The 16,371-nt window shown below is 52.3% G+C and carries 14 protein-coding genes; 2 read left to right on the top strand and 12 right to left on the bottom strand.

Features of this window, described 5'->3' with window-relative positions:
* The first annotated feature begins 12 nt into the window (after positions 1–12).
* On the top strand, positions 13–609 hold the full coding sequence (locus tag ACREYP_RS02960; protein ID WP_336819439.1) for a 5-formyltetrahydrofolate cyclo-ligase: 597 nt from the start codon (positions 13–15) through the stop codon (positions 607–609).
* Between the two features lie 44 nt (positions 610–653).
* Here the strand turns inward: ACREYP_RS02960 and serA are convergent, their stop codons facing one another.
* Entirely contained in the window at positions 654–1,892 is a 1,239-nt protein-coding gene (serA, locus tag ACREYP_RS02955) for a phosphoglycerate dehydrogenase (protein ID WP_008461595.1), read from the bottom strand.
* Positions 1,893–2,195: 303 nt separating this feature from the next.
* On the bottom strand, positions 2,196–2,855 hold the full coding sequence (gene rpiA, locus ACREYP_RS02950) for a ribose-5-phosphate isomerase RpiA (RefSeq protein ID WP_008461594.1): 660 nt from the start codon (positions 2,853–2,855) through the stop codon (positions 2,196–2,198).
* A 188-nt stretch (positions 2,856–3,043) separates the two neighbouring features.
* On the opposite strand from rpiA, the gene argP reads away from it, so the two are divergent.
* Positions 3,044–3,943 (top strand): DNA-binding transcriptional regulator ArgP, encoded by a 900-nt coding sequence (gene argP, locus ACREYP_RS02945; RefSeq protein ID WP_008461592.1) that lies wholly within the window; start codon positions 3,044–3,046, stop codon positions 3,941–3,943.
* Between the two features lie 53 nt (positions 3,944–3,996).
* Here the strand turns inward: argP and ACREYP_RS02940 are convergent, their stop codons facing one another.
* From ACREYP_RS02940 to pgk, 10 genes are all read right to left on the bottom strand, one after another.
* The gene (locus ACREYP_RS02940) at positions 3,997–4,734 is read right to left on the bottom strand and encodes an oxidative stress defense protein (protein WP_008461590.1); all 738 of its coding nucleotides are present in this window, start codon (positions 4,732–4,734) and stop codon (positions 3,997–3,999) included.
* Positions 4,735–4,844: 110 nt separating this feature from the next.
* Positions 4,845–5,480 carry an arginine exporter ArgO gene (argO, locus tag ACREYP_RS02935; protein ID WP_166878159.1) on the bottom strand — a complete coding sequence of 212 codons (636 nt, stop codon included), beginning with the start codon at positions 5,478–5,480 and terminating at the stop codon, positions 4,845–4,847.
* Positions 5,481–5,622: 142 nt separating this feature from the next.
* Positions 5,623–6,483: a small-conductance mechanosensitive channel MscS gene (locus ACREYP_RS02930; protein ID WP_008461586.1), complete on the bottom strand. Its 861-nt coding sequence runs from the start codon at positions 6,481–6,483 to the stop codon at positions 5,623–5,625.
* A gap of 171 nt (positions 6,484–6,654) precedes the next feature.
* On the bottom strand, positions 6,655–8,949 hold the full coding sequence (pflB, locus tag ACREYP_RS02925) for a formate C-acetyltransferase (protein ID WP_166995254.1): 2,295 nt from the start codon (positions 8,947–8,949) through the stop codon (positions 6,655–6,657).
* Between the two features lie 29 nt (positions 8,950–8,978).
* Positions 8,979–10,187, bottom strand: a complete 1,209-nt coding sequence (tdcD, locus tag ACREYP_RS02920; RefSeq protein ID WP_008461581.1) for a propionate kinase — start codon at positions 10,185–10,187, stop codon at positions 8,979–8,981.
* A gap of 36 nt (positions 10,188–10,223) precedes the next feature.
* The gene (gene tdcC, locus ACREYP_RS02915) at positions 10,224–11,555 is read right to left on the bottom strand and encodes a threonine/serine transporter TdcC (RefSeq protein ID WP_008461579.1); all 1,332 of its coding nucleotides are present in this window, start codon (positions 11,553–11,555) and stop codon (positions 10,224–10,226) included.
* Between the two features lie 15 nt (positions 11,556–11,570).
* On the bottom strand, positions 11,571–12,569 hold the full coding sequence (gene tdcB, locus ACREYP_RS02910; RefSeq protein WP_336819441.1) for a bifunctional threonine ammonia-lyase/L-serine ammonia-lyase TdcB: 999 nt from the start codon (positions 12,567–12,569) through the stop codon (positions 11,571–11,573).
* A 100-nt stretch (positions 12,570–12,669) separates the two neighbouring features.
* Positions 12,670–13,608 (bottom strand): transcriptional regulator TdcA, encoded by a 939-nt coding sequence (gene tdcA, locus ACREYP_RS02905; RefSeq protein WP_034810145.1) that lies wholly within the window; start codon positions 13,606–13,608, stop codon positions 12,670–12,672.
* A 402-nt stretch (positions 13,609–14,010) separates the two neighbouring features.
* On the bottom strand, positions 14,011–15,090 hold the full coding sequence (gene fbaA / locus ACREYP_RS02900) for a class II fructose-bisphosphate aldolase (RefSeq protein WP_008461574.1): 1,080 nt from the start codon (positions 15,088–15,090) through the stop codon (positions 14,011–14,013).
* A 97-nt stretch (positions 15,091–15,187) separates the two neighbouring features.
* Positions 15,188–16,351: a phosphoglycerate kinase gene (gene pgk, locus ACREYP_RS02895; RefSeq protein ID WP_008461573.1), complete on the bottom strand. Its 1,164-nt coding sequence runs from the start codon at positions 16,349–16,351 to the stop codon at positions 15,188–15,190.
* Positions 16,352–16,371: the final 20 nt, after the last annotated feature.

Genomic DNA, 16,371 nt, shown 5'->3' with positions numbered 1-16,371 from the left:
TACCCGGCCATCATGACGCATATCCCGTTAACCTCAACGCTTCGTCAGGACATTCGCCAAACGATTCGGCAGCGACGCCGCTCACTCACTCCCCCAGAACAACAAACCTTTGCCCTACAGGCTGCTGAACGCATGCTGGCGTTTGAGCCGGTCATTCGTGCTCAGACCGTAGCGTTGTTTCTCTCGTTCGACGGGGAACTGAATACCACCCCGCTGATTCAGGCTTTATGGCGGGCAGGCAAAAACGTTTATCTCCCGGTGCTTCATCCTTTTAGCCCCGGCAACCTGCTGTTTTTACGCTACACGCCGCAAAGTCACCTGGTCACCAATCGCCTGAAAATTCTTGAGCCTAAGCTGGATGTTCGCGACGTGCTACCGCTGAATAAGCTGGATGTACTGGTCACGCCGCTGGTTGCCTTCGATGAAACAGGCCAGCGTCTGGGGATGGGCGGCGGGTTTTACGACAGAACGCTGCAGCACTGGCAGCAGCACGGTTTCTACCCGGTTGGCCTGGCGCATGATTGCCAGCAGGTGGAGACGTTGCCGGTAGAACAGTGGGATATTCCTTTGCCTGCCGTGGTGACGCCATCGCGCCTTTGGCAGTGGTGATGCCCCTTCCCCCTTCCCCCTTCGGGGAAGAGGCCATGGTCAGATCAGTACAGCAGACGGGCGCGGATGGTGCCCGGAATCGCTTTCATTGACTTCAGCGCTTTCTCAGCCACATCTTCCGGCGCATCAATATCAATTACTACGTAACCCATGTGCGGCGTGGTCTGCAGGAACTGAGCGGCAATGTTGATACCCTGCTCAGCAAAGATCTGGTTAAGCGCGGTCAGAATGCCAGGGCGGTTCTCATGAATGTGCAGCAGGCGGCTGCTGGTGCCCCCGTGCAGCGGCAGAGAAACTTCCGGGAAGTTAACCGCAGACAACGTAGAGCCGTTATCCGAGTATTTCGCCAGTTTGCCCGCCACTTCCAGGCCGATGTTTTCCTGCGCTTCCTGAGTTGAGCCGCCGATGTGCGGGGTCAGGATCACGTTGTCAAACTCGCACAGCGGAGAGTTAAACGGATCGCTGTTGGTGGCCGGTTCGGTCGGGAAGACGTCGATAGCCGCACCAGACAGATGCTTGCTCGAAAGCGCACCGCACAGAGCAGGAATATCTACCACCGTACCGCGAGAGGCGTTGATCAGCAGAGAGCCCGGCTTCATCAAGGCCAGCTCGTTCGCGCCAATCATGTTTTTGGTGGAGGCGTTTTCCGGCACGTGCAGACTAACCACATCGCTCATATTCAGCAGGTCGGAGAGATGCTGAACCTGAGTCGCGTTGCCCAGCGGCAGCTTGTTTTCGATATCGTAGAAGTAGACGTGCATCCCCAGGGATTCAGCCAAAATCCCCAGCTGCGTACCGATGTGGCCGTAGCCAATGATGCCCAGCTTTTTACCACGGGCCTCAAAAGAGCCTACCGCCAGCTTGTTCCACACGCCACGGTGCGCTTTGGCGTTAGCTTCAGGAATGCCGCGCAGCAACAGCAGCAATTCACCAATCACCAGTTCAGCAACGGAACGGGTGTTCGAGAACGGGGCGTTGAACACCGGAATACCGCGCTTCGCCGCCGCATCCAGATCAACCTGGTTGGTGCCGATGCAGAAGCAGCCTACAGCCACCAGTTTTTCAGCCGCGGCAAAGATCTCTTCGGTCAAATGGGTGCGGGAACGCAGGCCAATGAAGTGAGCATCACGGATCGACTCTTTGAGCGCTTCGGAATCCAGCGCGCCTTTATGGAATTCAATGTTGGTGTATCCCGCTGCACGGAGGCTGTCTACCGCCTTCTGGTGCACGCCTTCCACAAGCAGGAATTTAATTCTGTCTTTATCCAGTGATACTTTTGCCATTTCCCGACCCTATTTTCAGTGCTGTTGTATTCGTTTTTAGGCGGTGATGCGCCACCGCCTATAAGTTACCCTTCTGTCAAAATATCAAAATCTACGTTTGGGGCAATATGAACGATTGCGTCGCCGTATCGTCAGGCGGGAATAAGGCGGCGAGAGTCAGAATAAAATGCTGAGCGGGAGAGTGAACCAGGCATGAATCACAGAACCGTTACCGAAATGTGATATATGTCACCAAAAATGCGGTTAAAATAATTTGTCATTTTTTATACGGTTTTTTGGGGCGCAGAACGCGCCCCGGTCAGATCATTTCACGATGGTTTTTACACCGTCAGCGGTACCGATCAGCGCCACATCCGCGCCACGGTTCGCAAACAGGCCCACGGTAACAACGCCAGGCATACCGTTGATGATGTTTTCCAGCTTCATCGGTTCCATGATGCTCAAACCATGCACATCCAGAATGATGTTACCGTTGTCCGTGACCACGCCTTGACGGTACTCCGGGCGACCACCCAGTTTTACCAGTTCACGCGCGACGGCGCTGCGCGCCATAGGAATCACTTCCACCGGCAGCGGGAAGTTACCGAGAATATCAACCTGCTTGGAGGCGTCCGCGATGCAAACAAACTTGTCGGCAACGGAGGCGATGATTTTCTCGCGAGTCAGCGCTGCGCCACCGCCTTTAATCATCTGCATCTGGTGGTTGATCTCATCGGCACCGTCGACGTAGACGCCTAATGAATCCACCTCGTTGAGATCGAACACGGGGATCCCAAGACTTTTCAGTTTCGCGGTAGAAGCGTCGGAGCTGGAAACAGCACCTTCAATCTGGTGTTTGATGGTGCCCAAAGCATCAATAAAATGCGCGGCGGTTGAGCCCGTGCCCACGCCCACAATGGTGCCCGGCTGCACATACTGGAGTGCTGCCCATCCGACTGCTTTTTTCAGTTCATCCTGCGTCATAATTTTATGCCTGTGATGTGGAAACTGACGCGCATTATAGAGCATGCGGCGGAAAAATGTCCCCGGCTTTGCCGCACTGCAAACCCCATCACGTTCAAACACAATGTCAGCTTGCTGATTTGGTCTGAATCAGCGGCAAATTTATGTCATAGTGGCTGCACGACGAAATCAGGAGCAGATGAACAACAATGAAACGCCCGGACTACAGAACGCTGCAGGCGCTGGATGCGGTAATTCGTGAACGAGGATTTGAGCGTGCGGCGCAGAAGCTGTGCATTACTCAGTCGGCGGTGTCACAACGTATTAAGCAACTGGAAACGATGTTCGGCCAGCCATTGTTGGTGCGTACCGTGCCGCCCCGCCCCACCGAACAGGGCCAAAAACTGCTGGCACTTTTACGTCAGGTGGAACTGCTGGAAGAAGAGTGGCTGGGCGATGAGCAAACCGGCTCCACGCCGCTGCTGCTTTCGCTGGCAGTTAACGCCGACAGTCTGGCCACCTGGCTGCTACCGGCCCTTGCGCCGGTTCTGGCCGACTCCCCCATTCGCCTGAATCTTCAGGTGGAAGATGAAACCCGTACTCAGGAACGCCTGCGTCGCGGGGAAGTGGTTGGGGCGGTTTCCATCCAACCTCAGCCGCTGCCGAGCTGCCTGGTGGATCGCCTGGGCGCGCTGGACTATCTGTTTGTGGGGTCGAAAGATTTTGCCGAGCGTTATTTCCCGAATGGCGTCACGCGATCGGCGCTGCTAAAAGCCCCTGCCGTAGCCTTTGATCATCTCGACGATATGCATCAGGCATTTTTACAGCAGAACTTTGATCTGTCCCCTGGCAGCGTGCCGTGCCACATCGTTAACTCTTCGGAGGCCTTTGTGCAGCTGGCTCGCCAGGGCACAACGTGCTGTATGATCCCGCACCTGCAAATTGAGCGCGAGTTAAATAGCGGGGAATTAATCGACCTGACACCGGGTCTGCTGCAGCGCCGCATGCTCTACTGGCACCGCTTTGCACCGGAAAGCCGCATGATGCGCAACGTGACGGATGCGTTGCTGGAGTACGGGCACAAGGTCTTGAGGCAGGATACGGAATAACGCTTTGATTAACCCTCGCCGGCTGCGGCGAGGGTTAAGGTGAAGATCACATCTTACTGAGCAGGTGCCGCAGGGGTTTGTGCGCCCTGCAGTTCAAACACCACATCGACCTGATCGTCAAACTGAATAGTCTGCTGATCGTAGGTATCCTGAGCGGAAGCCGGTGCAGCCGCGTCCGCTTTCATCATGCGAACCATCGGCGCGGGCTGGTAGTTAGACACGTGGTAACGCACGCTGTAGACCGGGCCCAGCTTGCTGTTAAAGCCTTCGGCCAGCAGCTTCGCCTGGCGGGTTGCATCGTTAATCGCTTCTTTACGTGCTTTGTCTTTGTACTCTTCTGGATGCGCAACGCCCAGCGACACGGAACGGATTTCGTTCAGACCGGACTTCAGCGCGCCATCCAGCAGCTCGTTCATTTTATCCAGCTGACGCAGCGTGACTTCCACCTGGCGTACCGCACGGTAGCCCTTCAACTGAGTTTTACCGTCTTTCAGGTAGTCATACTCTGGCTGTGTGCGCAGGTTAGCGGCATTGATGTCCTTCTTCTCTACGCCATTTTTCTGCAGGAAGGTCAGGTATTGCGCCACGCGATCGTCGGCCTGTTTTTTGGCAGAAGCGGCGTCCTTAGCGGACACGTTGACTTCGATAGCGAGCGTGGCGATATCAGGAACGGCATCGACGCTGGCTGTCCCGGAGGTGACCACGTGAGGGCCGTTTGGCAACTCACCCGCCTGCACAGAAACAGAACCTAATCCCATTAACGCGGCTAATGCTAAAATTTTAAACTTCACTGTAACTCCTCCGTGCTACGTTCCACTGTGATTACGCCGTTCAACAAACTCCCGACGTCTGCCAGCAAGCTTAGCCTGTAATGGTAACTTGTCTATCAGATTATGGCGAATTAGCCCACGAGTGCCGCGATGTGCTGCACGCCATCCCGAGCCAGCTGAGCGGCAATAAACCACATCACAATCCCAACCACCCCGTTGATAATGCGCTGTGCTTTTGCGGTACGAAGACGAGGGGCCAGCCAGGCGGCAAGAATAGCCAGGCCGTAAAACCAGAGAATGGAGGCGCTAATGGTTCCCAGCGCGAACCAGCGTTTTGCTTCGTCCGCAAGCTGGCCCCCCAGGCTACCAAGTACCACAAAGGTGTCCAGATAGACGTGCGGGTTGAGCCAGGTCACCGCCAGCATGGTGACCACGATTTTCCAGCGCCCCTGCTTCAACACTTCGGCCGAAGCCAGCTCCAGGTTGCTGCTCATCGCCGTGCGCAGCGCACCCCAGCCATACCACAGCAGAAATGCCACGCCGCCCCAGGTGACCAGCGCCAGCAGCCAGGGAGACTGCATCAGAATGGCGCTGCCGCCAAAAATCCCGCCGCAAATCAGAATGATGTCGCTCAACGCGCACAGGGAAGCAATCATCAGATGGTACTGGCGACGAATGCCCTGATTCATCACGAAGGCATTTTGCGGCCCCAGCGGCAGAATTAGCGCGGCTCCCAATGCAATACCCTGAAAATAATAAGATAACACGCGACACACCCTTTAACTGTTCATCATTGAGCGTGAGTGTAATGCGCAAAAATTATTAGAGGAAATTGATATTTTTAATCGCTTATAAGTATAGCTAATCATTGCAGGTGAAAATAAGGCCAGCGAAAGCTGGCCCCGAAGGTTATGCGTTATCAGAGTCTTTCATCTGGCGAACGTGAACGTCCATTTGCGGATAAGGAATACCGATGCCGTTGGCATCAAGCGCTTTCTTGATGCGCTCCAGCACGTCCCAATAAACGTTTTGCAGGTCACCGCTTTTGCTCCATGCCCGCACCACAAAGTTGACGGATGAAGGGCCAAGCTCGTTCAGGCGCACGGTGATGTCGCGATCCTTCAGCACGCGCTCGTCGCTGGTGATGATGTCAGTCAGGATCTGCTTAACTTGATCGATGTCGGCATCGTAGGCCACGCCGATGATGAACTCGTTGCGGCGGGCAGGTTCCCGGGAGAAGTTAATGATATTCCCGGCGATGATTTTGCCGTTCGGCACAACCACGATTTTGCCATCCACGGTACGCAGCGTGGTGGAGAAGATTTGCACGTTCAGCACGGTGCCCGCAATGCCGCCGAGATCGACATACTCCCCGGTACGGAACGGGCGGAAGGTAACGAGCAACACGCCTGCGGCCAGGTTGGACAGGGAACCCTGCAGCGCCAAACCAACGGCCAGACCGGCGGCACCCAGCACGGCAATCACCGAAGCTGTCTGCACCCCGACACGGCTCAGGGCCGCAATCAGCGTGAAGGCAATAATCCCGTAGCGCACCAGCGCGGAAAGAAAGTCGGCGACAGTGCTGTCGATGCTGCGAGCCAGCATCAGGCGATTAACGGCTCCGGAGACCAGACGGGCAACGATCATCCCGGCGATCAAAATGGCCACGGCGGCGACGATATTTACCGCATAGCTCAGGAGCAGCTCCTGATTGCGTACCAGCCAGCCCCCCGCATTATGAATACTGTCTACTACGTTGAGATCTTCCATTTACTGTTCCTTGTCTGAAAAGTTTCTCCGCCCGGTAAGGCAGTTCAAACCGTAAAGGGTAAACAAAAACGCATGGATGTGCCAAGTACGTCACAAAATTGATCTCAAATTGCGTATTAATGCGGCAAAAAAAGGGAAAAGCCCGGACGAATGTCCGGGCTAAAAGTGGGCTTACAACGTTTGTGTGAAGGTCCGGGAAATAACATCCTGCTGCTGCTCGCGGGTAAGCGCGTTGAAACGCACCGCGTAGCCAGAAACACGAATGGTCAGTGTCGGATAATTTTCAGGATGCGCGATGGCATCCATCAGCATTTCACGGTTCAACACGTTGACGTTCAGGTGCTGCCCGCCTTCCGTTTTGACATCGTGGTGGAAGTAGCCATCAAGCAAGCCGACCAGGTTCAGGCAGCGAATGGAATCCTCTTTCCCCAGCGCCGCAGGCACGATGGAAAACGTATAAGAGATACCATCTTTTGCGTAGCTGAACGGCAGCTTAGCCACGGAGGTTAACGAGGCTACAGCTCCTTTAGTGTCTCGCCCGTGCATCGGGTTCGCACCGGGTGCAAACGGCGTTCCTCCCCTGCGGCCATCTGGCGTGTTCCCCGTTTTTTGCCCGTAAACCACATTCGACGTAATGGTCAAAATAGACTGCGTCGGCACGGCATCGCGATAAGTTGGCAGCGCCTGAATTTTCTTCATAAAACGCTCAACCAGATCGCAGGCAATGGCGTCCACGCGATCGTCGTTATTGCCGTATTGCGGATAGTCGCCCTCAATCACGAAATCCACCGCCAGCCCGGTATGGTCGCGCACCGGCTTAACCACGGCGTGTTTGATGGCAGAAAGTGAATCCACCGCCACCGAAAGCCCGGCGATGCCGCAGGCCATCGTGCGGTAAACATCCCGGTCATGCAGGGCCATCAGCGAAGCTTCGTAGCTGTATTTATCGTGCATGTAGTGGATCAGGTTCAGGGCCGTCACGTACTGCACCGCCAGCCAATCCATAAAGCTGTCGAGGCTGGTCATCACCTTGTCGTAGTCCAGCACATCGTCGAGCAACATTGGCGTTTTCGGCCCAACCTGGATCTTCAGCTTTTCATCCATTCCCCCGTTGATGCAGTACAGCAGCGTTTTTGCCAGGTTGGCGCGAGCGCCAAAGAACTGCATCTGTTTGCCAATCACCATCGGACTAACGCAGCAGGCAATCGCATAGTCGTCGCTGGCGAAATCGCTGCGCATCAGATCGTCATTTTCATACTGCAATGACGAGGTTTCAATCGACACTCTGGCGGCATAAACCTTGAACGCTTTCGGCAGCGCCTCAGACCAAAGGATGGTCAAATTCGGCTCCGGCGCAGGCCCCATGGTGTAAAGCGTATTCAAATAGCGGAAGGTACTTTTGGTCACCAGAGTACGACCATCCTGCCCCATTCCGCCTAACACTTCCGTTGCCCAAATAGGATCCCCGGAGAACAGCGAATCAAACTCCGGCGTGCGCAGGAAGCGCACCATGCGGATTTTCATAATAAAGTGGTCAATAAGCTCCTGCGCCTGTTGCTCATTGAGCAGGCCAGAGCGAAGATCGCGCTCAATATAAACATCGATAAAGGTTGCGGTGCGCCCCAGCGACATCGCTCCGCCGTTTTGCGACTTCACCGCCGCCAGATAGGCGAAATAAAGCCACTGAATCGCCTCCTGTGCGTTGCTCGCCGGCCTCGAGATATCGAAACCGTAGCCAGCGGCCATGTCCTGTATTTGCAGCAGTGCGTGGCGATGCTCCGACAGTTCTTCTCGCAGGCGAATCGTTGCCTCAAGATCCTCGCCGCGTTCAAGCTTTTGCTGCAGATCGGCAAACTGTAGCTCACGTTCGCGAACCAGATAAGCAATGCCGTACAGCGCCACGCGGCGGTAATCGCCGATGATTCGGCCACGCCCGTAACCATCAGGCAGCCCAGTCAGTACGCCGGACTTGCGGCAGCGCAGAATATCCGGCGAATAAACGTCGAACACGCCCTGATTGTGCGTTTTCCTCAGCTCGGTAAACTGATACTCAAACTCAGGGTCCATTTTGCGGCCATAGGCTTCAAACGAACTTTTGATCATATTGATGCCGCCGAAAGGATGCAGCGCGCGCTTTAGCGGCTGGTCCGTCTGAAGGCCAACAATTTTCTCATGCTGCTGGATAATGTAACCGGGGGCATGGGCGGTAATGGACGTGGCCACGTTAGTATCAAAATCGACCGGGGCATGAGTGGCATTTTCAACGCGAATACCCTCCATCACCTTTTCCCAGAGCGCCGTCGTCTCAGATGTTGCGCTCGCCAGAAACGCATCATCCCCCTCATACGGCGTGTAGTTTTGCTGGATAAAATCCCGAACATTAATTTCATGCTGCCAGCATTCCCCACGAAACTGCTGCCAGGCCTGAGCATAATTATCATGGGAAATATCAATATCCATTTTCATGCATTCAATCCTCTGTACCGCAAATAAAATTAAGCGAATGCCGCAAGCTCCGATGCCTTGCCCAATTCACGGGCATCAAGAGCAATCATTTTTTCTTCGTTGGTCGGAATAACTGCACACAGTACTGCCGAATTCTGGGTTGAAATAACACGCTCGCCGTCAGAATTAGGCCGCATATTTTTTTCTTCATTCAGTTCGAAACCGAATACCCGTAAATGTTGAATAACCAGACGGCGAATAAGCGCGGAGTTTTCACCAATGCCGCCAGTAAAAATTAGCCCATCAAAATGTGGCAGCGAAGTTGCGTGTCCGCCGATGGTTTTGGCAATACGATGTACAAACGTGTTGATAGCCAACTCCGCGCGGGTATCCCCCTGCTGCCAGGCTTTTTCCAGCGTCCGTAAGTCAGAAGATATACCTGAAAGCCCCAACAACCCTGACTCGGTATTTGCCACCTGCTCAAGATCGTCCAGCGACTGCCCGGTCTGCCTTGCCAGCCACACCATCGCCCCAAAGTCGACATCGCCGCAGCGTGTCCCCATGATCAAACCTTCCAGCGGCGTCATCCCCATCGAGGTATCAGCGCTTTGCCCGTCAACAACCGCGCACACTGAAGCCCCGTTGCCCAGATGAGCAATCACCAGCCCCAATGAACGCCCTTTCAGTTCAGGTAGCTCGCTTGCCTGCATGGAAACATAGCGGTGAGAGGTCCCGTGGAATCCATAACGCCTGACGCCGTGCTCGTTGAAATAGCGGTATGGCAGGCCGTAAAGATAGGCTTCAGGTTTCATCGTCTGGTGAAAGCTGGTATCAAACACGGCAACCTGCGGCACGCCAGGGAAGCGCAGCCTGGCCGAAGCCACGCCACTGAGATTGGCATAGTTGTGCAGCGGCGCGAGAGGCGAGACCGCGCGGATTTGCTCCACGACATCGTCCGTAAGCAATACCGACTCGCCAAAAATCGCCCCGCCGTGAGCAATGCGGTGGCCTATATAGGCCACGCTTTCGGTCAAATGACGTCTTTCAAGCTCGAGGGAGATTGCCGCCAGCGCATCCTCATAATCAGAATGCGCCAGCTTCACCGGCTCACCGCTATTAACGATAAGCATTGCGGCTTCGGTATTTATACCTTCGCAAATACCCGTTAAAAGTGGCTCCATGGTTAATTCATCCAGCACGGAGAATTTAACCGAAGATGAACCGCAATTTATGGTTAATATTACCGGATATTCATTCATATTAACGTTCACTCATCCTGAGCCAATGACAGTTAATTACAAGATTTTGTATACGATGTTAAGGATCGTCAGTAAGCCGATCACGGTAACAAAGATATTTTCACTTCTGCCTTTGTATTTGCTCAGCGCCGGCACTTTGCGAATCGCGTACATCGGCAGCAGGCAAAGCAACGAGGCAATGATCGGGGCGCCCATCGCTTCAATCAGGTCAAGAATATTTGGGTTGGCGTAGGCGACAACCCAGGTTGACCCCATGATAAACACCATGCTGATCAGATTAAGTTTGCCCTCGGAAACCTTCGTTTTGTCACTCTTATAGCCAAACTTCAGGACCAGGCCATTCAACCCTTCCAGCGTGCCCAGATAGTGGCCGAAGAAAGATTTGAAAATGGCGACCAGGGCAATAATCGATGCGCCATATTCCAGCACCGTGGCAAAAGTAGACTTCGAACCAGAGAGTGAAGAGAAATGGTTAGCAAGATAGGAGAGCACCGGGATGTTCTGCGCTTTTGCTTCGGCCATATTCTGTGGCGACAGCGTGAACAGGCAGCTAAAGGCGAAGAACATCACCACGCCAACCATCAACATGCTAGCACGCGAGATGATTTTTGAGCACTTGTCTTCGGTATAGGCTTTCCCGAAGTCCGCTTCGTACTCTTCACGCTTCGACACCACAAAGGAAGAGACGATCGGCGAGAAGTTAAAGGAGAACACCATGATGGAAATCCCGAGCCACACGGTCACCAGGATGCCGTCATGGCCGGTCAACGCGATTTCACTCAGGTTCACCTGATCGATAACCGCTGAATTCCAGTAGGGAATAAGCGACAGGGAAATAATGACCAGGCTGGCGATAAATGGGAACACAAGCCAGCTCATCACCTTCACCATCAGATCCTTACCAAAGAAGATGACAAAGGCCATCAGCATCAGCAGGAATAGCGCTACCAGTCCACGATTTAAGGGCATCAGCTGGAGCTGATTTTCCCAGAAGGTCATGAAGGTGTTAGTAATGGTGACGCCGTAAATCCACAGCAGCGGGCAAATCGCGAAAAAATAAAGGAAGGTGATAACGACGCCACCCGTTTTACCAAAATGCTCCTCGACAACTTCGGTGATATTCCCCGACGGATTGCTGCCGGAAAGGCACAGTCTTGCCAGCGCGCGGTGGCAAAGGAAGGCTATCGGATAGGCAAGAACAAGCATGATAAGTATTGGGATAAGCCCGCCGTAGCCCGCGCGAATCGGGAAAAACAGGACCCCAGCGCCAATGGCGGTACCAAACAGACCTAAAGTCCAGGTGGTATCGGACTTACGCCACAGGGAGGACTCTTTTTGACCAACAAGGGTTGTTTCTACATTACTCATAATGAAGATCCTTATTTAGACCAGGCAGGCTTCCGCTGCGCCAGTAATTTCAGAAACACGAGACAAATCGATATTTCCACCAGAAATAATACTCACGGTTTTCCGGCCTTTAATGTACTGGTCAAGCTTGCCGCTTAATAATGCAGCAGAAGCCAGCGCACCAGCACCTTCAGTGACAATTTTGTTTCTCTGAATAAGTGCGACCATACTATTTCTGATATCGTTTTCACTAACCAAAATAATATCGGTGACTAATTTTTTAACGATTTCGAAGGTTAGCTTTCCTGGGCGGGCAACGTCGCAGCCGTCAGCCAACGTGCTGCCTGCCCGATACGCGGTAATTTCACCAGTACGGAAAGAGGAAGCCATGCCGTGGACGTTTTCCGCCTGCACGCCAATAATATTAATTGTTGGATTAATGGATTTAATGGCTACCGCAATGCCGGCAATCAGGCCGCCGCCGCCAATCGGCACAATCACGTTATCGACGTCGTAAAGGTCTTCAAGAATTTCCAGGCCAATCGTCCCCTGCCCGGCAATGACTTTTTCATCATCGTAAGGTGGGATAAAGATACGCCCTTCCGTCTCAACAATTTCGCTGACCTTGGCGATGGTTTCGTTAAAATTATCGCCGTGGATAATCACTTGAGCTGAATAGTCAGTCGTGGCGGCAACTTTTGACTTCGGTGCACCTTTAGGCATCACCACTTTGCCGTTAATACCGAGCAGCGCACATGACAATGAAACACCCTGAGCATGGTTACCCGCAGAACAGGCCACCACGCCCCGGGCTCTTTCTTCTTCACTCAGTGAACTGAGTTTATTGAAAGCACCGCGCATTTTAAACGAACCGGTACGCTGCATGTTTTCAAATTTCAAATAGATGTCGCCCTTACAGCATTCGCTAAGATAATTAGAGCGAGGCATCCCGGTTTTATACACAAATCCAGATATTCTTTTTTTCGCTTCAAGAACATCGTTAATTGTGACTGGCAATTCATTATCTATATGCATGTTGATCTCCGCATCAAAGCAATAAAAGATATTCGTAGCGAATAATAAAAACTCGCCTTTTTAATTTAATGAGTGATAAAAAGTGATTATGCTAAGTAAGCTAAGCCACCACCGTTAATTTATTAAATTGATATTTACTACGCACTGAATGCACTTTGGCTAATTCAACCAGAGTCGCCGCTGATTTTTTTATACGGCAATTTTTCGACCATACCGCAGCATAGCGTGCAACAGGTAATTCATCCGTTAATGGAATTTGAACAAACTCCTGAGAGCCAAAAGGTGCGATCATTTCACGGGGAATAATCGTCAGGAAACCGGCGGTTAACACCATGTTATAAATGGTGACAACTGAGTCGGTTTTAATGATTTTATCGCTGGTGATATGGTTCTGTTGCAGGATGGTCAGAAGTTCACTGTAGTAGCCCATTTCGGTTTGAGGCAACACCCACTGCTCATGGCTTAATGAGCGGAGCGTCATCACGCCTCCGCGCGTTCGTGTTCGTCCGGCTACCAGAACAAACTCTGATTCAAACAGGGGTTCGATATGCAAATCCTGAAGCAGCATCTCATCGCTCAGCGTACCGATGGCAAAATCCAGCCTGCCGTCACGTATCGCCGGTAAGAAGGAGCAAAGTTGAGCTTCAAACATTGAAACTTCAGCCTGTGGATACTGCTCTTTAAAGGCTTTCATCATGCCCGGCAGGAAGGTAAAACCGATAAGTGAAGGATAGCCGAATGAAACATCTACCGCTTCGCTACCGACCAGACTGTTCATTTCGTTGCACATGTTGCGCATTTCGCGGGTAATCGACTCGGCGTAACCGAGCAGTACTTTACCGGCAGCCGTAAGCTGAACACCGGTATTTTTGCGAATGATAAGCTCCAGACCAAACAAGGCTTCCATATCGCTGATAATTTTACTTACCGCAGGCTGAGTCAAACTTAGCTGCTTCGCCGCAGAGCCAAATGAACCACTTCTTACCACTTCCTGAAATACAACCAGGTGCTGTGTTTTAGGTAATGTCGTATTATCCATAAAGCGCCATGCCTAATAAGTTATCAATGGCGGCGATCTTACGTATTCTCCCTACTATGTTATGTGCGGCGACTCACAAGAGCTCAACCCTCATCAGTACAACAAGCAACCAAATGAATATAAACCCATAAATAACAATGAGTTAATGTTTTATAATTTGCTATTTCCATGATTAAGGTCAACCTAAACATCCTGAATAAAAGAAATTTATGGAGATAATAAATTCATATAACCAGCCATAAACTCTTATTCAGACTGAAAACTTATCAATATTGACGTTTATTTACTCAGAGTAAGGTGCATAAAACAAAGAATTAAAAATGGCTGCAAATATTACGCTTATATTTGAATATAAAAAAACCCGCCAAGGCGGGTTTTTATCGAAGCAAATATTAGCTCAAATTACAGAACGTCTACCGCGTTCAGCTCTTTGAATGCCTGCTCCAGGCGAACGATCATAGAGGTCTGAGCTGCGCGCAGCCAGACACGTGGATCGTAGTATTTTTTGTTCGGCTGGTCAGCGCCTTTCGGGTTACCCAGCTGACCCTGCAGGTAAGCTTCGTTTTCTTTGTAGTAGTTCAGGATGCCGTCCCAGGTTGCCCACTGGGTATCGGTATCGATGTTCATTTTGATTACGCCGTAGCTTACGGAGTCTTTGATTTCCTGAGCAGAAGAACCGGAACCGCCGTGGAAGACGAAGTTCAGGCTGTTGTGCGGCAGGTTGTGTTTCTTAGAAACATATTCCTGAGAATCACGCAGGATGGTCGGGGTCAGAACCACGTTACCTGGTTTGTACACGCCGTGTACGTTACCGAAGGAAGCTGCGATGGTGAAACGTGGGCTGATTTTGCTCAGTTCGGTGTAAGCGTAATCAACGTCTTCTGGCTGGGTGTACAGAGCAGAAGCGTCCATGTGGCTGTTGTCCACGCCATCTTCTTCACCGCCGGTGCAGCCCAGTTCGATTTCCAGGGTCATGCCCAGTTTGGACATGCGAGCCAGGTATTTGGAGCTGATTTCGATGTTTTCTTCCAGAGACTCTTCGGACAGGTCAATCATGTGGGAAGAGAACAGTGGTTTACCGGTAGCGGCAAAGTGTTTTTCACCCGCGTCCAGCAGGCCGTCGATCCACGGCAGCAGTTTCTTAGCGCAGTGGTCAGTGTGCAGAATAACCGGCACGCCGTAGTGTTCAGCCATCTGATGTACGTGGTGTGCACCAGAGATTGCGCCCAGGATAGCAGCACCCTGTGGAACATCAGTTTTCACGCCTTTACCAGCGATGAATGCAGCACCGCCGTTAGAGAACTGAACGATAACCGGAGATTTTACTTTCGCAGCGGTTTCCAGAACGGCGTTAATAGAGTCGGTACCGACGCAGTTAACGGCTGGCAGAGCAAAGTTGTTCTCTTTTGCTACCTGGAAGATTTTCTGTACGTCGTCGCCAGTTACAACACCTGGTTTTACGAAATCAAAAATTTTAGACATGTTGATGTGTCCTGTAGGCCTTGGAAAAATCGAATCACCGTCCTGAATCTTGCCGGGCGGCAATAAATCAACGGGCAGGTTACCCTGCCCGTAGGAATCACTTCTTAGCGCGCTCTTCGAGCATTGCTACAGCTGGCAGTACTTTGCCTTCCACGAACTCAAGGAATGCGCCGCCGCCGGTAGAGATGTAGGAAATTTTGTCTGCGATACCGAACAGGTCGATAGCGGCCAGAGTGTCGCCGCCGCCTGCAATGGAGAAGGCTTCGCTGTCTGCGATAGCACGGGCAACGATTTCGGTCCCTTTACGGAAGTTAGGGAATTCGAATACGCCAACCGGACCGTTCCACAGAATGGTTTTCGCGTTTTTCAGGATCACGGCCAGTTTCTCAGCGGAAACGTCGCCCATGTCCAGAATCTGCTCTTCGTCTTTGATGTCGTTCACAGACTTCAGGGTTGCGGTCGCAGTTTCGGAGAACTCGGTTGCCACACGCACGTCGGTTGGTACTGGGATATCGCAACGGGTCAGCAGATCTTTAGCGGTATCAACCAGGTCTGCTTCGTACAGGGATTTACCTACGTTGTGGCCCTGAGCTGCAACGAAGGTGTTCGCGATGCCGCCGCCAACAATCAGCTGGTCAGCGATTTTGGACAGGGAGTCCAGCACGGTCAGTTTGGTAGAAACTTTAGAACCGCCAACGATAGCAACCATTGGGCGAGCCGGCTCTTTAAGAGCTTTGCCCAGTGCTTCCAGTTCGTCAGCCAGCAGCGGGCCTGCACAAGCAACGTCAGCAAATTTAGCGATGCCGTGAGTAGAGGCCTGCGCACGGTGTGCAGTCCCGAAAGCATCCATCACGAACACATCGCACAGTGCAGCGTATTTTTTGGACAGTGCTTCGTCGTCTTTTTTCTCGCCTTTATTGAAGCGAACGTTTTCCAGAACAACCAGCTCACCGGCAGCAACCTCTACGCCGTCCAGGTAATCTTTTACCAGACGAACCGGGTTAGACAGTTTGTCTTTCAGGTAGTTAACCACTGGCAGCAGAGAGAATTCTTCGTTGTACTCGCCTTCGGTCGGACGACCCAGGTGAGAAGTCACCATGACTTTAGCACCCTGTTTCAGCGCCAGTTCAATGGTCGGCAGAGATGCACGGATACGCGCATCGCTGGTGACTTTCCCGTCTTTAACCGGCACGTTCAGATCGGCACGGATGAATACGCGTTTGCCCGCCAGATCCAGATCGGTCATCTTAATTACAGACATGGTGAATCCTCTCGTTGATT

It is taken from the genome of Enterobacter sp. TMH.L2 (genome assembly GCF_050847315.1).
Classification (GTDB): Bacteria; Pseudomonadota; Gammaproteobacteria; order Enterobacterales; family Enterobacteriaceae; genus Cedecea.
Note: the sequence above shows the minus strand (reverse complement) of the source record. Positions and strands in the feature narration are given on the sequence as shown.

Bases quoted from the DNA above. Each gene is read 5' to 3' on its own strand.
- ACREYP_RS02960 (WP_336819439.1), top strand. From the start codon at position 13: ATGACGCATATCCCGTTAACCTCAACGCTTCGTCAGGACATTCGCCAA.
- serA (WP_008461595.1), bottom strand. From the start codon at position 1,892: ATGGCAAAAGTATCACTGGATAAAGACAGAATTAAATTCCTGCTTGTG.
- rpiA (WP_008461594.1), bottom strand. From the start codon at position 2,855: ATGACGCAGGATGAACTGAAAAAAGCAGTCGGATGGGCAGCACTCCAG.
- argP (WP_008461592.1), top strand. From the start codon at position 3,044: ATGAAACGCCCGGACTACAGAACGCTGCAGGCGCTGGATGCGGTAATT.
- ACREYP_RS02930 (WP_008461586.1), bottom strand. From the start codon at position 6,483: ATGGAAGATCTCAACGTAGTAGACAGTATTCATAATGCGGGGGGCTGG.
- pflB (WP_166995254.1), bottom strand. From the start codon at position 8,949: ATGAAAATGGATATTGATATTTCCCATGATAATTATGCTCAGGCCTGG.
- tdcD (WP_008461581.1), bottom strand. From the start codon at position 10,187: ATGAATGAATATCCGGTAATATTAACCATAAATTGCGGTTCATCTTCG.
- tdcC (WP_008461579.1), bottom strand. From the start codon at position 11,555: ATGAGTAATGTAGAAACAACCCTTGTTGGTCAAAAAGAGTCCTCCCTG.
- tdcB (WP_336819441.1), bottom strand. From the start codon at position 12,569: ATGCATATAGATAATGAATTGCCAGTCACAATTAACGATGTTCTTGAA.
- tdcA (WP_034810145.1), bottom strand. From the start codon at position 13,608: ATGGATAATACGACATTACCTAAAACACAGCACCTGGTTGTATTTCAG.
- fbaA (WP_008461574.1), bottom strand. From the start codon at position 15,090: ATGTCTAAAATTTTTGATTTCGTAAAACCAGGTGTTGTAACTGGCGAC.
- pgk (WP_008461573.1), bottom strand. From the start codon at position 16,351: ATGTCTGTAATTAAGATGACCGATCTGGATCTGGCGGGCAAACGCGTA.